General features: G+C 65.3%; 13 protein-coding genes. 6 read left to right on the forward strand and 7 right to left on the reverse strand.

The genetic code is table 11. The annotated features are described in order from the left end of the window. Positions 1–10: 10 nt before the first annotated feature. A complete protein-coding gene (gene dnaK / locus ASF34_RS17615; RefSeq protein WP_056150146.1) occupies positions 11–1,930 on the reverse strand; it encodes a molecular chaperone DnaK in 1,920 nt (639 codons plus the stop codon). Between the two features lie 509 nt (positions 1,931–2,439). Here dnaK and ASF34_RS17620 point away from each other — a divergent pair. After that, a complete protein-coding gene (locus ASF34_RS17620) occupies positions 2,440–3,426 on the forward strand; it encodes a hypothetical protein (protein WP_026175642.1) in 987 nt (328 codons plus the stop codon). Between the two features lie 18 nt (positions 3,427–3,444). Here ASF34_RS17620 and ASF34_RS17625 read toward each other — a convergent pair whose 3' ends face one another. Beyond that, the gene (locus ASF34_RS17625; RefSeq protein ID WP_056162960.1) at positions 3,445–4,041 is read right to left on the reverse strand and encodes a YqgE/AlgH family protein; all 597 of its coding nucleotides are present in this window, start codon (positions 4,039–4,041) and stop codon (positions 3,445–3,447) included. Between the two features lie 285 nt (positions 4,042–4,326). On the opposite strand from ASF34_RS17625, the gene ASF34_RS17630 reads away from it, so the two are divergent. Continuing rightward, a complete protein-coding gene (locus ASF34_RS17630) occupies positions 4,327–4,809 on the forward strand; it encodes a peroxiredoxin (protein ID WP_018042128.1) in 483 nt (160 codons plus the stop codon). Positions 4,810–4,813: 4 nt separating this feature from the next. On the opposite strand, the gene ASF34_RS17635 is transcribed toward ASF34_RS17630, so the two are convergent. Together ASF34_RS17635 and ligA are read right to left on the reverse strand one after the other, a co-directional pair. Then, positions 4,814–5,665 carry a 3'-5' exonuclease gene (locus tag ASF34_RS17635; RefSeq protein ID WP_056162962.1) on the reverse strand — a complete coding sequence of 284 codons (852 nt, stop codon included), beginning with the start codon at positions 5,663–5,665 and terminating at the stop codon, positions 4,814–4,816. Beyond that, positions 5,662–8,085: an NAD-dependent DNA ligase LigA gene (gene ligA / locus ASF34_RS17640; RefSeq protein WP_056162966.1), complete on the reverse strand. Its 2,424-nt coding sequence runs from the start codon at positions 8,083–8,085 to the stop codon at positions 5,662–5,664. Before ligA ends, ASF34_RS17635 begins: the two co-directional genes overlap by 4 nt. Before the next feature lie 226 nt (positions 8,086–8,311). On the opposite strand from ligA, the gene ASF34_RS17645 reads away from it, so the two are divergent. The 3 genes from ASF34_RS17645 (at position 8,312) to ASF34_RS17655 (ending at position 10,722) form a co-directional block, all read left to right on the forward strand. After that, a complete protein-coding gene (locus ASF34_RS17645; protein WP_056162969.1) occupies positions 8,312–9,205 on the forward strand; it encodes a sulfite oxidase heme-binding subunit YedZ in 894 nt (297 codons plus the stop codon). 84 nt (positions 9,206–9,289) lie between these two features. Further along, complete coding sequence (locus ASF34_RS17650) at positions 9,290–9,610, forward strand: hypothetical protein (protein WP_056163004.1); 321 nt, start codon at positions 9,290–9,292, stop codon at positions 9,608–9,610. A 98-nt stretch (positions 9,611–9,708) separates the two neighbouring features. Next, complete coding sequence (locus ASF34_RS17655) at positions 9,709–10,722, forward strand: adenosine kinase (RefSeq protein ID WP_056162973.1); 1,014 nt, start codon at positions 9,709–9,711, stop codon at positions 10,720–10,722. A 111-nt stretch (positions 10,723–10,833) separates the two neighbouring features. Here the strand turns inward: ASF34_RS17655 and ASF34_RS17660 are convergent, their stop codons facing one another. After that, positions 10,834–13,692: a bifunctional [glutamine synthetase] adenylyltransferase/[glutamine synthetase]-adenylyl-L-tyrosine phosphorylase gene (locus ASF34_RS17660; RefSeq protein WP_056163007.1), complete on the reverse strand. Its 2,859-nt coding sequence runs from the start codon at positions 13,690–13,692 to the stop codon at positions 10,834–10,836. Between the two features lie 601 nt (positions 13,693–14,293). Here ASF34_RS17660 and ASF34_RS17665 point away from each other — a divergent pair. After that, positions 14,294–16,456, forward strand: a complete 2,163-nt coding sequence (locus ASF34_RS17665; protein ID WP_200913317.1) for a TonB-dependent siderophore receptor — start codon at positions 14,294–14,296, stop codon at positions 16,454–16,456. Between the two features lie 341 nt (positions 16,457–16,797). On the opposite strand, the gene ASF34_RS17670 is transcribed toward ASF34_RS17665, so the two are convergent. Both ASF34_RS17670 and ASF34_RS17675 read right to left on the reverse strand, forming a co-directional pair. Beyond that, positions 16,798–18,186, reverse strand: coding sequence for a sensor histidine kinase (locus ASF34_RS17670; RefSeq protein WP_056162979.1), 1,389 nt, complete (start codon positions 18,184–18,186; stop codon positions 16,798–16,800). Next, positions 18,183–18,893 carry a response regulator transcription factor gene (locus ASF34_RS17675; protein WP_056162983.1) on the reverse strand — a complete coding sequence of 237 codons (711 nt, stop codon included), beginning with the start codon at positions 18,891–18,893 and terminating at the stop codon, positions 18,183–18,185. The genes ASF34_RS17670 and ASF34_RS17675 overlap by 4 nt, the downstream gene beginning before the upstream one ends. Positions 18,894–19,197: the final 304 nt, after the last annotated feature.

Raw genomic sequence — 19,197 nt, forward strand, 5'->3', positions numbered from 1 at the left:
AAGACGAGCGTTATGCCCGCTTCTTCTGGTCCTTGTCATCGACTTCCTGGAAGTCGGCATCGATGACGTCGTCCTTCTTCGCCTCGTGGCCCTCGCTACCCTCAGCCCCGCCTTCGGGCGTCTGGCTGCTCGCAGCGTACATAGCCTCGCCCAGCTTCATCGACGACTGCATCAAATCCGTAGTGCGGGACTTGATGACCTCGACGTCGTCACCCTCGAGAGCCGTACGAAGAGCGGTCATGGCGGTCTCGATTGCAGCCTTGTCATCGGCCGAGACCTTGTCGCCATACTCCTTCACCGACTTCTCGGTGGCGTGAATCAGGCTTTCGCCCTGGTTCTTCACCTCGACCAACTCGCGACGCTTCTTGTCCGCCTCGGCATTGGCCTCGGCGTCCTTCACCATCCGATCGATGTCGGCATCCGACAGACCGCCTGAAGCCTGAATACGGATCTGGTGCTCCTTGTTCGTCGCCTTGTCCTTGGCCGTCACGTTGACGATGCCGTTGGCGTCGATGTCGAAGGTCACCTCGATCTGCGGCATGCCGCGCGGGGCCGGCGGGATGCCCATCAGATCGAACTGGCCGAGCATCTTATTGTCAGCCGCCATCTCACGCTCACCCTGGAAGACGCGGATGGTGACAGCGTTCTGGTTGTCTTCGGCCGTAGAGAAGGTCTGCGACTTCTTCGTCGGGATCGTGGTGTTGCGGTCGATCAAACGGGTGAAGACGCCGCCCAGCGTTTCGATGCCGAGCGACAACGGGGTCACGTCGAGAAGCAACACGTCCTTGACGTCGCCCTGGAGCACACCGGCCTGGACCGCAGCGCCGATGGCCACGACCTCATCCGGATTGACGCCCTTGTGGGGCTCCTTGCCGAAGAAGGACTTCACGACTTCCTGGATCTTCGGCATGCGGATCATGCCGCCGACCAGAACCACCTCGTCGATCTCGGAGGCCGAGACGCCAGCATCCTTGAGCGCCTTGCGGCAGGGCTCGATTGTGCGCTGGACGAGGTCGTCCACGAGGCTCTCGAACTTGGCGCGAGAGAGCTTCAGCGCCAAATGCTTCGGCCCCGTCGCATCGGCCGTGATGTAGGGCAGGTTGATCTCGGTCTGCGTCGCCGAGGACAGCTCGATCTTCGCCTTCTCGGCGGCCTCCTTGAGGCGCTGGAGGGCGAGCTTATCCTTCGTCAGGTCGATGCCCTGTTCCTTCTTGAACTCGGAGGTCAGGTACTCGACGACGCGGTTGTCGAAGTCCTCGCCACCAAGGAAGGTGTCGCCATTGGTGGACTTCACCTCGAACACACCGTCACCGATTTCCAGGATCGACACGTCGAAAGTGCCGCCACCGAGATCGTAGACCGCGATCGTACCGGTCTTCTTCTTGTCGAGGCCGTAGGCTAGAGCAGCCGCCGTCGGCTCGTTGATGATGCGCAGCACTTCGAGGCCGGCGATCTTACCAGCGTCCTTGGTGGCTTGACGCTGGGCGTCATTGAAGTAGGCGGGAACCGTGATGACGGCCTGCGTCACCGGCTGGCCAAGATGCGCCTCGGCGGTCTCCTTCATCTTCTGAAGCGTGAAGGCCGAAATCTGCGAGGGGGAATACTTCTTGCCGTCGGCCTCGACCCAGGCATCGCCGTTGTCGCCGCGAACGATCTTATAGGGCACGAGACCCTTGTCCTTTTGCGTCATCGGATCGTCGTAGGTGCGGCCCACGAGACGCTTGATGGCAAAGAACGTGTGTTCGGGATTGGTGACCGCCTGGCGCTTGGCCGGCTGGCCGACGAGACGCTCGCCGTCGTCGAGGAAAGCGACGATGGACGGCGTGGTGCGCGCGCCTTCCGCGTTTTCGATGACCTTGGGCTGCGTGCCTTCCATGACGGCCACGCAGGAATTAGTGGTGCCCAGATCGATGCCGATTACTTTACCCATGGCGGGATCCCTCTCATGTCATTTGGTCAAGCAGACCGCCGAGCCCCGAAGCGGCCCGGCCCATGGCGGTGAAGAACGAAAGATTGTGAGAGCGGAATTCGAACCAGCCGAAGCGCCTGAAACGCGCTCATCCAGGTCTTAATCCCGCGTCCCGCCGGATATAAGAAGGGTGATGCGGAGCCGCAAGGCGAAGCACCGCGAACGGCCACGCCGATCCTATCTCCCTCGCCGACCAAGACCTTTGCGTCTGGAATGGCTAGTATCTGGCGCCTTGGACCTCAAAAATGTTGCAGGGACGCCACGTCAGCGCCATCGATCACATGCTAGGTTCGAGGATGGCAGACCAGCTTTCGGACCGTCAACGCGGATCGAAGGCAGGCTCGCCTTACGAAGCCTCAGCCCCAGATATGATACCCGCTTTCGAAGAAGCTGATGCGAGAACGAGAGCCCGCTGCACGTTCACTGTTCACCGGTCCGGTGCTGCGAGTTCCAGAGGCATGAAAGACCTGATGCGTCCGTCCCGAGGCCTACGCCTGCTCCCCGCCCTTCTCGTCCTGCCCCTCGTCGCCCTCCCGGCGAACGAAGCAGACGCGCAGAATTTTTTCGAGGAGCTGTTCGGCATCGGCAAGGCGGCCAAGCCTCCGGTGCCACCTCGCGGTGTGCCTCCGACCGGATCGCCTCAGCCTGGGACGCTGCTGCCGCCGGGAGCGCCGGGAGAACCTGCGCCGGAGGCTCCGAAGGCTGCTCCGGCTCCCCTGCGACCCGTCGTTCTCAAGACGCCGAGCGATGACAACATTCTCGGCCAGGAACTCATGCTGAACGGCCTGACCGGCAGCCTCAAGATCGACAGAGCCGGCGGCGCGGCAACGGCACGGATCACGCTGCCCGGCACCAAGGTTTCGCAGCCGAACGAGACCTGCAAGGTTCCGCTCTCGGGCGGATCGCCGATCTCCCTTTCCTCAGAGGGTCGTCCTCAGGGCGTGGCGCGCTACGAGATCGCGGGCGGTGAATGCCCGCTCCGGTTCGAGATCCTGGAAGGCAGCGTGCTGGTTACGCCGCTGGGCAGCAACCGGGTCTGCAGTTTCACGGCCGCCGATTGTGCCACCACGCCAGTCGGCCTGTGGGGGCCTGCTGCCGCGACGCTGATTCCCCGCTCCGCGGAATTCGATTCCGGACGAGGCGTCGCCGACAAGGCGGTTCGGGACAATTACAAGGTCATGACCCAGCGCGCCCGCGGGCAGGACGTCCGCACCATCGTCACCGAACAGGCGGCTTTCTCCTCAGACCGGGAGCAGACCTGCCGGACCTATGCCCGTGAGGGCGCCCATGGTTTCTGCAACGTGCGTTTCACCGAAGCCCGCGCCCTTTCCCTTGCCGCGCGTCTCGGTGCCAGCACGGCAACACCGACCGCGAGCACGACGCCTCGGCCGCGCAAGCCGAAGCCGGCGGTCGAAGGGATGAACCCGGACAGCGACGGCTCGCCAATCGGGGAATGACCCCCTCAGGCCGGTCCGTCAGGCCCGGCCTGCGCTGAAGGATAACATCGCTGGATCGATGCCATTGCTTCGCAAGGTACGCTCGTACTTAGTGTCGAGCGCAGAATTGAAGATCACGGCCGGATCGGCCGGACAGTTGAGCCAGCCATTGGCGAGGATCTCGTTCTCGAGCTGCCCGGCTTGCCATCCGGCATAGCCGAGGGCGAGCACCGCGCTCGCGGGTCCGGCACCGTTTGCGATGGCACGCAGGATTTCCACCGTGGCGGTGAGGCAGATCCCGTCGTCGATGATGAGTGTCGATTGGTCGATGTGAAAATCGTCGGTGTGGAGCACGAAACCACGCTTGGCATCCACCGGACCGCCCATAAGCACGGGAATATGGCCGACCCTCTCGCGCAAGCGGATCGCATCGTCCTCGCTGGCGATATCGAGCTGAATCAGGAGATCCGGCATGTTCAGATCGTTGGCCGGCTTGTTGAGGATGATCCCCATCGCGCCGTCCGCCGAATGAGCACAGAGATAGATCACCGATCTTGCGAAGCGCTCGTCCGTGAGGCCGGGCATCGCCACCAGGAACTGGCCGTCGAGATAGGCTGAATCCGGATCTTGTCGCATTGCATCATGCTACCTGGGTGGGCTGGCTTGTCCAGCGCGGACTCGTTGAGGCTGAGGGTGGCCAACTCTCCATTCTGCTTTGATCGGGTCGCGACCCGCAGAAGGAATGTGGACGGCGCCCGCTTCTACGAGGCCCTCCTCGACACACCCATGGGCTCGGGGTAGACCCTTCTCGCCCACCGGGGGCCATCATGGCGCCGTTGGTCCATGGGGCCACGCGCGGTAACGAGAACCGGTCCTCAAGACCGGGCATGGGCTCCAGGCGATCTGAGGAGACGACGACGGATGACGATCCAGGTTGGCGACCACCTTCCCCAGGTGACCTTTCGCGTGAGCGGCGCCGGGGGGCCCGAGGCGAAGACCACCGACGACATCTTCAAGGGGCGCCGCATCGTCCTGATCGGCGTGCCCGGCGCATTCACGCCGAGCTGCCACCGCAATCATCTGCCCGGCTTCGTCGAGAAGCAGGAAGAGATCAAGGCACGCGGCGTCGATGCCGTCGCCGTCACTTCGGTCAACGACGTGTTCGTGCTCGAAGCCTGGCAGAAAGCCAGCAACGCCGAGGGAATCGAGTTCCTCGCCGACGGCAATGCCGAGTTCGCCAAGGCCATTGGCCTCGACATGGACGGTGCGGGGTTCGGGCTCGGCCCGCGCTCGAAGCGCTATTCTATGCTGGTGGATGATGGCGTGGTGCGCGTCCTGAACGTCGAGGAATCCCCGGCCAAGACCGAGATTTCCGGCGTCGACGCCCTGCTCAAGGTCATCTGAACGGTCACATGTCGCGGGGCCGCGGCATTGCAGTCTCGTCGAACATCCGGCTGAGAGCGACCACGTCCGCGTGGTTGCCAGATACGAGATCGGTGATGTCGCCGACGAGTAGCGCTTTGGTATGGCGGCAGGCGACGCCGTAGCGGCCAGCCATGCAAGTGCAGCGCAGACGCGGGCCGCTTGGGCGGTCCTCCAGTGTCACCGCGTAGAGTGTGCCACGACTTCCCCGCACGGAAAACCGCATCGCCGCGATCTGCGGGCCGGGCGCGCCGAACGATCGCGTTTCCCGCTCGACATAGCCGGCCGGCAGTTGCGTGATCGGGAGATGGATCGCCCTCGCTAGGGCGGTGATATCGGGCGCGCCATGCTCCCTTGCCGCCGCCAGGGCGATCTCCGCGCAGGCATAGGCGTCCTCGCCCGCATCGTGGTGCTCGAAGCGGATACCGAGCCGGGCGGCCACCTTGCCGAGGCCGCAACCTTCCGATGCGGGAAACACTCTTCGCGCGATCTGAAGGGTGCAGAGCGAAGCGAAGGCCGGAACTGCCATGCCATAGGTGTGGAGCGAGGCGCGTAGCACGCCCAAGTCGAACCCGGCGTTATGGGCGAGGACCAGCCCGGACGAGAGGTCGGGTAGGAACTCCGCCATCACGTCCGGGAATTCCGGTTTCTGCCGGACATCCGCTGGCAGAATACCGTGGACCCGGATGTTGCCCGGAGAAAACCGCATCTCGCGCGGGCGGATCAGGCGTGATTCACGTCGCACCACCGCGCCGCCCTCGATCCAGGCGAGGCCAACCGCGCAGGCGCTGTCGCGCCTCTCATTGGCCGTCTCGAAGTCGATGGCGAGCGTGGTCACGCCGTCTCAACCATGGCGAGCCAATCTTCTTCGCTCACGACCTTGACCCCATGCTTCTCGGCGTCCTTCAGCTTGGAGCCCGCCCCCGGCCCAGCGACGACGAGATCGGTCTTGGCCGAGACGGAGCCCGAAACCTTGGCACCGAGACGCTCGGCCGTCGCCTTGGCCTCGCTTCGGGTCATGCGCTCCAGGGAGCCGGTGAAGACCACGGTCTTGCCGGCGAAGGCCGTTGCGGTTGCCGCCGCCGCCATCGGCTCGGTCTTCACCTCTTGGATCAGGGCATGGACCGCATCGGCATTGTGCGGCTCGGCAAAGAACGCGATGAGGGAATCCGTGGCGACGGGACCGATCTCGCCATCGTCGGCGAAGAGACGATAGGCATCGCCGGGACGCTGCTCGCGGGCGCGGCTCACAGCCGCTTCCACGGCGGCCTCGTCGCCGTAATGGGCGATCAGGTTCGCACGCTGCGCCGTAGTTGGACGCCGACCCGTCGCGACCTCGCCGCCTTCCACCTTGCTCGAGAAGCCGAATTCGAGCAACCGGTCCCGCGTCGTCGGGCCGACCCTCGGTACCGCCGAGAGTTCGAGCCAGTCCGGTCCGGCCTGAGCGGCGGCAGCGGCGGCGAGGGCCTGCATCAGGCTCGGCATATCCGGAAAGCGTTTCGCCAAGGCCTTGGCGGTGGACTCCCCAATGTGGCGAATCCCGAGGGCGAACAGGAACCGGTTGAGGGCCAGGCTGCGGCGCTCGTCGATGGAGGCGAGCAGGTTCTTGATCGCCTTGTCCTCGTCGTCACCCTTCTTCTTCGCCTTTTTCGGCGGTGGCTCGCCCTCGGCGCGGCGTTCGGCCGAGAGCGCTTCGCGACGGGCGACGATGGCCTCCTTCAACGGCGCGAATTCCAGGCGGAACAAGTCGGCGGGCTGCTTGATGAGCCCGGTCTCGAACAGCACCTCGATATAAGTCTGGCCGAAGCCTTCGAGATCGAAGGCGTTGCGCGAGACGAAATGCTTCAGGCGCTCGAGTCCCTGCGCCGGGCAGATGAGTCCACTAGTGCAGCGGCGTACCGCGTCGCGCTGTCCGGTGCGCGGATTGACCTCGCGGACGGCGCGGCTGCCACAAGCGGGACAGGTCTCCGGAAAGACATAGGGCGTCGCATCCGGCGGTCGCCGCGCAAGATCGACATCCATCACCTTTGGGATCACGTCGCCGGCGCGCTGGACGACGACCGTATCGCCGACGCGGATGTCTCGCCCGTCGCGGATCGGCTCACCGTCGCCGCCGACGCCCTGGACGTACCCTTCGTTATGGAGGGTTGCATTCGAGACAACGACGCCACCAACCGTCACCGGTTTCAACCGCGCTAGCGGATTGAGCGACCCGGTCCGGCCGACATTGATCTCGATGGCCTCCAGGATCGTGAAGGCCTTCTGCGCCGCGAACTTATGCGCCAGCGCCCAACGCGGGCTGCGCGAGACGAAGCCGAGCCGGCGCTGCAACGCGAGATCGTCGACCTTGTAGACGATGCCGTCGATGTCGTAGCCGAGACCGGCGCGATCCTCCTCGATGGCGCGGTAATGCGCCAGCATGGCATCCGCGTCGGCACAGAGCACCGTACGGTCGTTCACCGCGAATCCCCAGGAGGCGAAGGCCGCGATCATGCCGTGCTGCGTCGTCTCCCGCATCTCCGACATCTCACCCCAGGCATAGGCGAAGAATTTCAACGGTCGCGAGGCGGTGATCCGGGAATCGAGTTGGCGAAGGGACCCGGCCGCCGCATTGCGCGGATTGGCGAAAAGCGCCTTCCCTGCCGCTTCCTGGCGAGCGTTGATGGCCGCGAAATCCGCGTGCGAGAGATAGACCTCGCCGCGCACCTCGCAGATCTCCGGCCAGCCCGTCCCCGCCAGCGTCTCGGGAATGCCGGAGACGGTTCGCGCATTGGCGGTCACATCCTCTCCGACCTCGCCGTCGCCGCGCGTGGCCGCCGTAACAAGCCTGCCTTCGACGTAGCGCAGAGAAAGGGACAAGCCGTCGATCTTCGGCTCGGCGGTGAAGGCGAGCGGCTCATCGGGCAGGTTGAGGAAGCGACGGACGCGGCCCACGAAATCGTGGACCTCCTCGTCCGCAAAGGCATTGCCCAGCGACAACATCGGCACCGCGTGCCGGACCTTGGCGAATTTTTCCGAGGCCTTTGCGCCGACGGAGGCGCTTGCCTGTCCGGTACCGACGAGATCCGAAAAGCGGGTCTCGATCGTCTCGAGGCGACGCCGGAGGGCGTCGTATTCCGCATCCGTGATCTCGGGCGCATCCTCTCCATGATAGAGCCGGTCGGCCTCCGCGATCTGCTCCGACAGGACAGCGTGCTCGGCGCGAGCCTCCTCGGCACTCATGGCATCGATCGGGTCGGGCAAGGCGGAAGCTGGCATGAACGCGTTTCACGGCTTTGGCTGGGGCGCCGCGGGCTTTACCACATCCGGGCGGGGCGACGGGAGGCCCCGGAGATGCGCCGCGACGGTACGGCGGATAGGTAACCTTCGGCGGTAGTCATACGAATGGACAAGGCGGTCTCGCACGAACGTGTGGCCGGGCCACCCCATTTCGTCCCCTCGCTCGCCTATCTGAGGGCGAAGACTTACTCGCTGACGGACCCTGATGCCTGCCAAACCCGCTTTCTCCGCTCCCTGGTATGACCGTGCTGGCCGCGTCTCGGGCCTGAAACTCGCGACATTCCTGTTCGCGCTGGCGCCGGGGATCTGGCTCGCCGCCGCCTATGGGTTCGACGCCCTCGGGCCGAAGCCGATCACCGCCCTCATTCACAGCACAGGAGAATGGGCGGTGCGCTTCCTGTTGCTGTCGCTGGCGGTGACGCCGCTGCGGCGGATCGCGAACTATCCGAAGCTGATTCTGGTGCGACGCATGCTCGGCCTCACCGTCCTCGCCTATGGCATCGTCCATCTCGGCCTCTACATCGTCGACCAGAATTTCATTTTGTCGAAGGTCGTGAGCGAGATCGTCTCGCGGTTCTACCTTACCATCGGCTTCGTGGCCCTCGTCGGTCTCACCGTATTAGGGATCACCTCCACGGACGGGATGATCCGCCGTCTCGGCAAAGCCTGGCCGCGCTTGCATAAATCCGTCTACGTCATCGCGGTGCTCGGCCTGTTCCACTATTTCCTTCAGGCCAAGATCGACGTGTCGGCGCCGGTCTACTGGAGTGGCCTGTTTCTTCTGCTCATGGGGTGGCGGGAAATGCAGCGCTTCCGCCTGCCGATGAACGCGATCACCCTGCTCGGCCTCGCCATCGCGGCCTCCCTCGTCACCGCCCTGGTGGAGGCGGCGTGGTACGGGTTCAAGAGCGGCGTGCCTGCCAGCGCGGTGCTCGGAGCCAACCTCGAATTCTACGATGTCCTGCGCCCGGCCTGGTGGGTGCTCATCAGCGGCATCGCTCTGCCGCTGCTCAACCTCATGCGGCCCGCCATGAGTGGGGGCGGCAAGGGCAGGCCTGTCTCCCACCAGTCCGGGCGGGAAGCGGTCCAGGCGCGCTGAGTGCTTGCGACAGGCGAATCCCTCGCGCACAAGCTCAGCACCGTCTCGGTGAGCGGGCGTTTCGAACGTGAGGGAATTCCAGCGATGCGTGTCAGGCTTCTTGGAGCGGCTCTCGTCCTGACAGCCCTTCTGCCGTCCTTCGCCATGGCGGAATGCGTGAAGGCCGTGCCGCCGGACCCGGCGACACGCCCGACGAAGCCGACCGCGCCCGCGAAGCCCGCCTGCCTCGACGCCAAGGGCGGATGCCCCGGCTGGGAGGCCTACACGTTCAACGACACGGTGAAAGCCTACAACCTGCAAATCGCGGCCTATCGTCCCCTGGCCGAGGCCTATGTGAAGGCGCTGAACGCCTATGTGAAGGCGAGTAGCGACTACGCGCAGTGCGAGGTGAAGGCGCTGCAATAGGGGGCGTCTTCGCGGACCCGTGACGACCTCCCTCGCTTGACCCTCTCCGGGTGCGATGCCACAGCCTGCGGCATCGCCAGCGCCAGACAGGATGTCCGATGTCCGCTCCCCTCGACCTTCTCGTCCTCGGCAACGCCATCGTCGACCTGATCGCGCGGACGGATGAAAAATTTCTCGAACAGCAGGGCGTCCCCAAGGGCGCCATGCAGCTCATCGACGAGGACCGGGCGGAGAGCCTGTTCTCGGTCATGGGACCAGCCACCATCGTTTCCGGCGGCTCTGGCGCGAACACCGCGGTGGGCGCGGCTCTCCTCGGCGCGAAGACCGGCTTCATCGGCAAGGTCCGCGACGACGAGCTCGGCGGTCTTTTCGCCCATGATCTCAAGGCGACGGGCGTCTCCTTCGCTGTGCCGGCCGCGTCGGAAGGCGCCGCCACCGCCCGCTGCTTCATCCTGGTGACGCCGGACGGCGAGCGCACCATGAACACCTATCTCGGTGCCTGCCAGGGCCTGTCGCCGGCCGATGTCGACGAGGCCACCGTGGCGAGTGCCCGCACCGTCTATCTCGAAGGTTATCTCTGGGACCCGCCGGCGGCCAAGGAGGCGTTCCGCAAGGCCGCCAAGATCGCCCACAATGCCGGCAACGCCGTCGCACTGACTTTGTCCGATGCGTTCTGCGTCGGCCGCTACCGCGAGGAGTTCCTGGGCCTCATCCGTGACGGAAGCATCGATATCCTGTTCGCCAATATTGGCGAGTTGAAGAGCCTCTACGAGACGGACGACGAAGAAGCGGCCCTCAAAGCTTTGCGTGACGAGCGCAACCAGCGCGGCATGCATCTCCTCGGTCTCGTCACCCGCTCCGCCGAGGGCGCGATGGTGGTGAAGGGCGGCGAGATCCGCTCCATCGAGGCCTCACCGGTGCATGAGGTGATGGATACGACCGGCGCCGGGGACCTGTTCGCGGCGGGTTTCCTCGCCGGCCACGCCCGCGGCCTCGACAACGTGTCGAGCGCCCGGCTCGGAGCGCTGGCGGCGGCGGAGGTGATCCAGCATATCGGCGCCCGGCCGCAGCACGACCTCGTGGCCCTGGCCAAGGCGCGCGGACTCCTCTGAATCCACCGCCATAGCACCCCCCTTTCGACCGCCATCGGACGCGATTTACGGCGAAGCGGTAGATGGGTCCGATTCCGGTGCAAATGACCCGCGAAAGCGGGCCTGCGAGGCTCAACCGAGCAGCCGCTCGAACAGCGATCTGACCTCGGTGCGGCGTTCATCGAGTTCCGCCGCCAAGGTCGCGGCATCGGGCAGGCCCATGGCGATGGCGAGCCGCGTCAGCGCCACCGAGGCGCCCGCCTTCGAGTCCGCCTCGCCCATGAGACGCTGCCAATGGAGCGCGTCGTCGAAGAGGCGATAGGCCTCGCCGAGCCGTCGCGCCTCGTTCACCGGCAGAAGGCCCCGATTACCAGCCTCGGCGAAGACGGAGGATGCATCGAGGCCGATGAGACCGGGATGGCTTTCGGCATGGGCCAGGGTCAGGGCCTGGGCCATGAAGTCGAGATCGAGCAATCCGCCGGGCGCCAGCTTGAGATCGAGCGGTCCCGCAAACCCTTTCTCGCTGGCCACGACCCGGCGCATGTCGCACACCGCGCGATAGACCTCCGCCGCCTCGCGCTTCAGCCCGACGATGGTCCGGATCTGCCCCATCACCTCGTCGCCGAGACTCCGATCCCCGGCGACGACCCGGGCCCGGGTGAGCGCCATGTGCTCCCATAGATCGGCCTCCCCCTGCTGATAGGGGAGGAAACTCCGGACCTGCACCGCCACGGGCCCCTGCCCGCCGCCCGGACGCAGGCGAAGATCGACCTCGTAGAGACCGCCGCGCCGGGTCAGCGCGGTCAGCGCTGCGACGAGGCGTTGCGTCAGCCGGTTATAGGCCATCACCGCGTCGATCGACTTCGGCCCGAGGCTCGTCCGGTTCTCCGCATCGAAATCGTAGAGCACGACGAGGTCGATGTCGGATTCCGCCGTCATCTGGTTGGCCCCGAGCCGACCGAGGCCGAGGACGACACAGCGCCCGCCGGGCACCTCCCCATGTTCGGCGAAGAACTGGCGCGACACCGCCTCGAGGCTCGCCGCCACCACGGCGTCGGCGATGCCCGCATAGGCCCGCCCCGCCGCCTGCGGCGACAGGATGCCCGTGAGCAGTCGTGCCCCGGTGACGAAGCGCAACTGCCGCGCCGCGTCCCGGCTGCGGTCGAGGAAATCCTCGTAGGCCGCCGGTTTGCCGACCAGCCCGTGATACTGCGCGGCGATGTCCTCGGCATCGACTTTCGGCACGACGAAGGCCGGGTCGATGACCGTGTCGAGAACATGGGGGCTGAACGCGACGGTCTCTGCCAGGCGCGGCGCGCTTCCCAGCAGGTCGGCGAAGAGCAGGCGCAGACGGTCGTTCGAGCGCAGGATGGTGAGGAGTTCCACCGCCGCCGGCATGCGCGCGAAGGCGCGGTCGAGGGTATCCAGGGCGACATCGGGGTTCGGCGTGCCGCCGAGCGCCTGCATCAAGGACGGGACGAGTTCGGTGAGAACCTCGCGGGCACGCGCCGTGCGGACGGCGGGGCGACGACCGAAATGCCAGCCGCGCACCGTCTCGGCCACGCGCTCGGGATCGGAAAAGCCGAGGGTCCGCAAAGTGGCGAGGGTCGCGGGATCGTTGTCCGTCCCGCTGAAGACGAGATTCCCCACGGAAGACGACAGGTCCGGTTCCGCCTCGAACAACAGGGCGTAATGCGCCTGCACCCGCCGGGCATGGTGGAGCAGTTCCGTCTCGAAGGCCTTGGCGTCGGCGAAGCCGGCGAAACGGGCGAAGCTCTTGAGGCCGGCCTCTTCGATCGGCAATCGTTGCGTCTGCTCGTCATTCACCATCTGCAGGCGGTGCTCGACGGTACGCAGGAAATCGTAGGCCTGCCCCAGCTCGTCGCGCGCGGTGGCGTCGATCCAGCCTTCCTCGGTGAGCGCCGCCAGCATCGCGATGGTGCGGCGGCCGCGCAGGTCCGGCCGTCTCCCGCCGAAGACGAGTTGCTGGGTCTGGACGAAGAACTCGATCTCGCGGATGCCGCCGCGCCCGAGCTTGATGTCGTGCCCGGCGACCGCGATCGTGTCGTGCCCGCGCACGGCATGGATCTGGCGCTTCATCGCATGGACGTCGGCGATGGAGGCGAAGTCGAAATACTTGCGCCAGACGAAGGGCCGCAAGCCCGCCAGGAAGTGTTCGCCCGCCTCGATGTCGCCGGCGATCGCGCGCGCCTTGATATAGGCGGCGCGCTCCCAGTTCTGGCCGAGATTCTCGTAGTAGAGATAGGCCGAGTTCAGCGAGATGGCCGTCGGTGTCGATCCGGGATCGGGGCGCAGGCGGTAATCCACGCGATGGACGTAACCCTCGGCGGTGCGCTCCTGCAGCAGCTTGGCGATCCCCTGCGCGAGTTTGGAGAAGAACGGCGTCGGAGCCAGGCCTTCCTTCAACCGTGCGATATCGGGATCGAAGAACACGACGAGGTCGATGTCGCTGGAATAATTGAGCTCGCCGGCCCCGAGCTTGCCGAGGCCGAGGATGACGAGGCCGGATTTGAGCTGCGGGCTCGCGACGTCATGGGGATGAAACCGCCCGGCCGCCGCTGCCTGCAACAAAAGTGCTTCGGCGGCCGCGTGAACGGAGGCATCGGCGAAATCGGAGAGCGCCTCGGTCACCGTCGCCAGGGGCCAGAGGCCGCCGATATCGGCCAGGGCCACTAGAAGGGCATGATCGCCACGGTTCCGCCGAAGCTCGGCGGCGACGGCGTCGAGATCGCGGACCTCTCCGTTGGCACCACGAGCGGCGGATCGCTGCCGGGCGATGAGATCGGCCACCTCGCGTTCAGGCGGTCGATCCAGCATCGCGGCAACGCGCCCGGGATCCCGCACCACACGCTGCCAGAGAAAGGGGGAATGGTCGGCGAGGCCGAGAAGCAAAGCTCGTCCCGCCTCGTCGAGATGGGCGAACGCGGCCTCGACCTCTCCGAGCCGTGCCGCCGCACGCTCGGGATCCATCAGGACGGGCGCCCTCGTCAGGCGCTGGGTCAACGGCGCTTCCTCGGTCACGGGCTGTCCTTTCCCGGCTCAGCGGGTTCAGCAAAAGCGGGCACTGGTTCTACGTCAGACAACGCGCGACATCTCAAGAGCCCAAGCTCGTGGTGAAAATCTGACGGAGGGTACCCGCCTTGAGCGTCTGTGCAGGGTGGGAAGCGGGCTTCAGTGGGGGGCGGCCGAGACCGGACGCTCCGCATCCGACCCCAGTCGGTCATACGGCCATCTATGAGCACTTCCTAAAAGCAGCCATCCGTCCGTAAGGGCGTCCAGCGGTTGCGCTGTTCGCTAGAGGTACGCAGACGGGATGCCGCTACAAACCGAATGCAAGACAAACAGGACTGCTGGCCCGCGAACGAACTTCACCGCTGTTACGCGCATGCAACACACTTCCTGCGAGACGCGACAGATTATAACGCTTCTAGACCTAGCCTGAGATACATTCGAATACCTCAAAGCTAGACGTGTGTGCTCGGATCCCCGCGAGCTTGACCGCGTGTGTTTCTGGACCGTAACGGACGGAATTGATTCAAGTTGGTTTGCGTTCGTGATCGTGCCGAGAAAAATGACTAAAAGAAGCACTACGTTGGCCGCGTCCGCTGCCTTCGTGCTTGTGGCGCAATCGGGTTCGTTGGTCAGCTTTGGGCCCAGTTCGGCCGTAGCCCAGCTCGCCGCAGATGCCTCACAAGAGGTTCAGCTCGACGAACTTTCGGTGGTAGGCACCGGAGGGCCTGCGGGCGGAACAGCACGCAATGTCGATGGCTACCTTGCACGGGATAGCGTCAGCGCGACTCGCACCGACACGCCGATACGGGAGGTGCCCCAGACGATCGTCGTCGTGCCGGATCGGGTTCTGCAGGACGCCGCCGCAACGCGGGTCGACACCGCCCTCGATCTTGCCGGCGTCGGCCGGGCCAACAACTTTGCAGGCCTTGGCTTGACGGAGTTCACCATCCGCGGCTTCAACACGGGCGAGTACTACCGCAACGGATTCCCGATCAACCGGGGCTACCCGCCCTCTCCGGACGTGGTCGCCATTGAGCGGATCGAGGTGCTTAAGGGCCCGTCCGCCTTCCTATACGGACGCGGCGATCCCGGCGGCACCTTCAACATCGTGACCAAGCAGCCATTGGCCGAGCGCGCCCTCGCGATCGGCACGCAGTTCGGGAGCTTCAACCAGAAGCGCAGCACCTTCGACGCCACTGGCGCCCTCGACGAGGAAGGCCGAGTGCTCGCTCGCGTTACCGGAGCCGTGGAGGACAACGGCAGCTTCCGCGACTTCGTGCGCAGCGATCGTTTCTACCTCGCTCCTGTCATCGCCTGGAAGCCGACCGCCGACACCACGGTCACTTTGGAGGGCGAGTTCGTCAGCACGGCCGCGACCTTCGACCGGGGCGTCGTACCAATCAACGGCAACATCCGCGCCCTGCCACGCAACCGCTTCATCGGCGAGCCTGGCATCCCGCCGGTGCGCAACGACAACGCCCTCGGCCAGCTCCGCATCGAGCACAAGCTCGATCAGGACTGGGTGGTAACTGCTGGGGTCCAGGCGCTGGGTGGGAGCCTTGTCGGCGACGGCGTAGGCGCCATGAACGTCCTCAGCGACGGGCGCACCCTGCGCCGAACTTTCGAGCATCGCGACTTGAGCTGGTCGGATCTCGACCTGCAGCTCAACCTCGCGGGCAAGTTCGAGACCGGCCCATTCCGCCATACTCTGCTGATGGGCTTCGAGTACGACACGTACCGCTATCGAGAGGTCTTCAACCGCTCGAACGCGAACCTTTTCCCCTTTACCCTCGACCTCCTCACGCCCCGCTACGGGCAATCCGCCCGGCCTCCTCTCGCCTCGATCACCAACTTCCTGCAGAACACCGAGAGCTTCGGCGGCTACGTTCAGGATCAGATAGACCTCACCCCACGCCTCCATGCCCTTCTGGGCTTGCGCGTGGAGAACCTAGGCCTCGTTTCCACCGACTACCGCACCGGCCGCACCACGAGCCTGCAGGACACGGTCGCGACCCCGCGCTTCGGCCTCACCTACGATCTCACCGATGAGGTCTCGGTCTACGGCAGCTACGGTCGTTCATTCCTGCCGAATACCGGCACGGATCGCTCGGGACGCCCCTTCGCTTTCCAGCAAGGCGAGGGCTACGAGGTCGGCACCAAGCTCAGCCTGCTTGACGGACAACTGAGCGCCACGGCGGCTCTGTTCGACATTCGGCGCACCAACGTCCTCACGGCCGATGCTGTCGATCCAAACTTCAGCGTAGCGGCGGGCGAGGTGCGCAGCCGGGGCTTCGACCTGACCGTTGCTGGATATCTGGCACCCGGCTGGCGGGTGATCGGTACCTACACCCATGCGGATGCCGCCGTGAGCCGCGACAACACGCTGCCCGTGGGCACGCGGATCGCCAACATCCCTGCCGACACGCTCGCCCTGCAGAGCGTCTACGAGTTCCAAGGGGCAGAGTTACGGGGGCTTGGTCTTGGTGGTGGCGTGACTTATGTCGGTCAGCGCGTGGCCGGCACCGCCCTCTCGACCTTCCGCCTGCCGGAATACACGGTCGTCAACCTAATCTCGTACTACTGGATCACTCCGCAGGTGCGGGTCTATCTTAATGTCGACAACCTACTCGACACGAACTACTACGACCGCGCCTTCCAGAACCGTTACGCTACACCGGGTACGCCGCGCACGATCATGGGCGGTGTCGCAGCACGCTTTTGACTTCTATCGTTGCCAAGAAGGTGCTTTTGCGACGGATCGCCCATCTATCTGGCGTCTACGTCCACTGTAAGGCTTGAACTGCCCGTAAGCAGACCAGCTGAAATCCACCCGCTTCGATCGTAGGCTGGCATCCACGAAGTAGCCCCGAAGCGGACCTTCCCAGTACCCGCTAAGAGTCCAGAGCGGAGCCAAGCCGTCGCTTCCCTCCGCCGGATGTCGACCACCCGATGGAGCATGGGCTCGCCAAAGCGAACCTGCTTCGTATCTCTAAAAAAACGTCTCGGCTGCGCCGTCGTGCCGTGAGCGAGAACCGGCCGTCACCGGGAGTTTTGCGAACCCTCTCAGGCCGGGAGGGTCATGACGACGCGGAGTCCCGGTCGGTTGTCTTCCAGCGCGAGTGTGCCCTGATGGAGGCGCACCACCGCATTGATGAGACTGAGCCCGAGCCCGAATCCCGGGAGCGACCGCGCTTCCTCCAAGCGGACGAACCGGCCGAGCACGCGCCCGCGCGCCTCCTCGGGAATGCCCGGCCCATTGTCGGAGACGATGACCGCAATGCCCGGTCCGCGCTCTTCGGCGGTGACACGCACCGTTCCGCCGGTGCCGCCATATTTCACCGCATTGTCGATGAGGTTGGCCAGGGCCTGGCCCACGAGTTCGCGATTGCCACGGATCATGAGCCCTTCGGGCGCCTCAATGGCCAGTTCCATCCCCCGCTCGGACGCCAGTGCCTCATAGAGTTCGCCCACCCCCTGCGCCACGAGGCCGAGATCGAACCGGGCCATGATCTCCTGTGCGTTTCCGGCCTCCAGCCGCGCGATCATCAGCAGGGCATTGAAAACCCGGATCAGGCCGTCGCTCTCCTCGATGACGCCCTCCATGGCGGCACGCAATTGCTCGGGCGTATCGGCGCCGTGAAGCGCTTCGTCGGCACGGTTTCGCAGCCGGGTCAGCGGCGTCTTGAGATCATGGGCGATATTGTCGGAGACTTCGCGCAAGCCGCGCATCAACTCGCCGATACGCTCGAGCATCTCGTTGAGATTACTCGCCAGGCGATCGAGTTCGTCGCCGTTTCCGGCCACCGCGAGCCGCCCATCGAGGTCGCCGGCCATGATCCGGCGCGTCGTCTCCGTCATGGCGTCGACCCGCCGGAGGACGCGGCTGGCCACGAACCATCCCCCGACGACGCCGAGGATGACGACCAGGGCCACGGAAGAGCCGAAGGTCGTCGCGATGATGGAGCGCAGCCGGTCACGCTCCTCCACGTCGCGTCCGACGACGAGGCGGAACCCTCCGGGGAGAACGAAGACCTGCAGAATGGCGTGGCGGTCGAGCACGTCGGACTGACCGCTGCGGGCATAGGCGGCCTCGGTCTGGCCCGGTTGGGCCAAGGTTCCATCGGCGAGCGCCCCGACATTGCCGACCACCCGCTCTCCGGCTGCCGTCGTGACCAGATAGAGGGAGGCTCCGGGTTCGCCGGCCCGGCGTTCGACGACGGAGATCAGCCGGCGCAAACCTCCGGCCTTGTACTGTTCCGACAGGCCGTTGATCTCGGCCTCGATGGTCGACACCATCTGGTCGTCGAGCACGCGGCTCGCATTCCAGGCGACATAGCCCAAAGCCAGGAAGGCGAAGGTGGCGAAGACGACCAGATAGGCGAAGGACAGCTTGAAGGCGGTCGTCCGGAACAGGTTCCGGATGCGCGCGGGCAGAGCATCGGCCTCGCTCACGGCGCGTCGGACGAGCGCGAGGTTTCGTCCGGTCGCAGGATATAGCCGGCACCGCGGATCGTATGGATCAGGGCGGTGTCGAAATCCTTGTCGAGCTTGGCCCGCAGGCGCGAGACATGGACATCGATGACGTTGGTCTGCGGGTCGAAATGGTAGTCCCAGACGTGTTCGAGCAGCATCGTGCGGGTCACGACCTGCCCGGCATGACGCATGAGATATTCGAGCAGACGAAATTCGCGCGGTTGGAGCGGGATCTCATGCCCGCCGCGGGTGACGCGGTGCGACAGGCGATCGAGATGTAGGTCGCCCACATGATAGGACGTCGCCTCGGCGGTGCCGGGCGTGGATGCACGGCGCCGCGCCAACACCTCGGCGCGGGCGAGGAGCTCGGAGAAGGCATAGGGTTTCGGCAGATAGTCGTCGCCGCCGGCCCGCAGGCCTTTCACCCGGTCGTCGACCTGCCCGAGGGCGGAGAGGATCAGGATGGGTGTCGTGACCTCCTGCTCGCGCAGGGAGCGGATGAGCGACAATCCGTCGAGCTTCGGCAACATGCGGTCGACGATGAGGACATCGTAATCGCCTTCCCGCGCTATCGCATAGCCATCCAGCCCGTCGACCGCATGGTCCGGCACGTGACCGGCTTCCTTGAAAGCCTTGACGAGATAGGAGACCGCCTCGCGGTCGTCCTCGATGATGAGAAGGCGCATGGGGCCGGACGATACGTGGTCGGGAATGCGCGGGAAAGCCGCTTGAGCATGGATCGGCACGAAGCCCCCTCCCCTCTTCTGAGACAGGAGGGGAGTGTGCCGGGCCTCGCCTTACCTCGCTTTAGCCGGATCATGACCATCCGGTAAGGAAAAGTGACCTTGAAACGCAAAACACCCGCCTCGGAGGAGGCGGGTGTTTTGGTGTCATCGTTGAGGGGGATGTTGTCTGTACTGTGCAGGTCTGGCGGCGACCGACTCTCCCGTGTCTTGAGACACAGTACCATGGGCGCTGGTGTGTTTAACG

It is taken from the genome of Methylobacterium sp. Leaf106 (assembly GCF_001422895.1).
Lineage (GTDB): Bacteria > Pseudomonadota > Alphaproteobacteria > Rhizobiales > Beijerinckiaceae > Methylobacterium > Methylobacterium bullatum.

Excerpts from the sequence above, each read along its gene's own strand:
- dnaK (WP_056150146.1), bottom strand. The coding sequence starts at position 1,930 with ATGGGTAAAGTAATCGGCATCGATCTGGGCACCACTAATTCCTGCGTG.
- ASF34_RS17620 (WP_026175642.1), top strand. The coding sequence starts at position 2,440 with ATGCGTCCGTCCCGAGGCCTACGCCTGCTCCCCGCCCTTCTCGTCCTG.
- ASF34_RS17625 (WP_056162960.1), bottom strand. The coding sequence starts at position 4,041 with ATGCGACAAGATCCGGATTCAGCCTATCTCGACGGCCAGTTCCTGGTG.
- ASF34_RS17630 (WP_018042128.1), top strand. The coding sequence starts at position 4,327 with ATGACGATCCAGGTTGGCGACCACCTTCCCCAGGTGACCTTTCGCGTG.
- ligA (WP_056162966.1), bottom strand. The coding sequence starts at position 8,085 with ATGCCAGCTTCCGCCTTGCCCGACCCGATCGATGCCATGAGTGCCGAG.
- ASF34_RS17645 (WP_056162969.1), top strand. The coding sequence starts at position 8,312 with ATGCCTGCCAAACCCGCTTTCTCCGCTCCCTGGTATGACCGTGCTGGC.
- ASF34_RS17650 (WP_056163004.1), top strand. The coding sequence starts at position 9,290 with ATGCGTGTCAGGCTTCTTGGAGCGGCTCTCGTCCTGACAGCCCTTCTG.
- ASF34_RS17655 (WP_056162973.1), top strand. The coding sequence starts at position 9,709 with ATGTCCGCTCCCCTCGACCTTCTCGTCCTCGGCAACGCCATCGTCGAC.
- ASF34_RS17660 (WP_056163007.1), bottom strand. The coding sequence starts at position 13,692 with ATGGATCCCGAGCGTGCGGCGGCACGGCTCGGAGAGGTCGAGGCCGCG.
- ASF34_RS17665 (WP_200913317.1), top strand. The coding sequence starts at position 14,294 with ATGACTAAAAGAAGCACTACGTTGGCCGCGTCCGCTGCCTTCGTGCTT.
- ASF34_RS17675 (WP_056162983.1), bottom strand. The coding sequence starts at position 18,893 with ATGCGCCTTCTCATCATCGAGGACGACCGCGAGGCGGTCTCCTATCTC.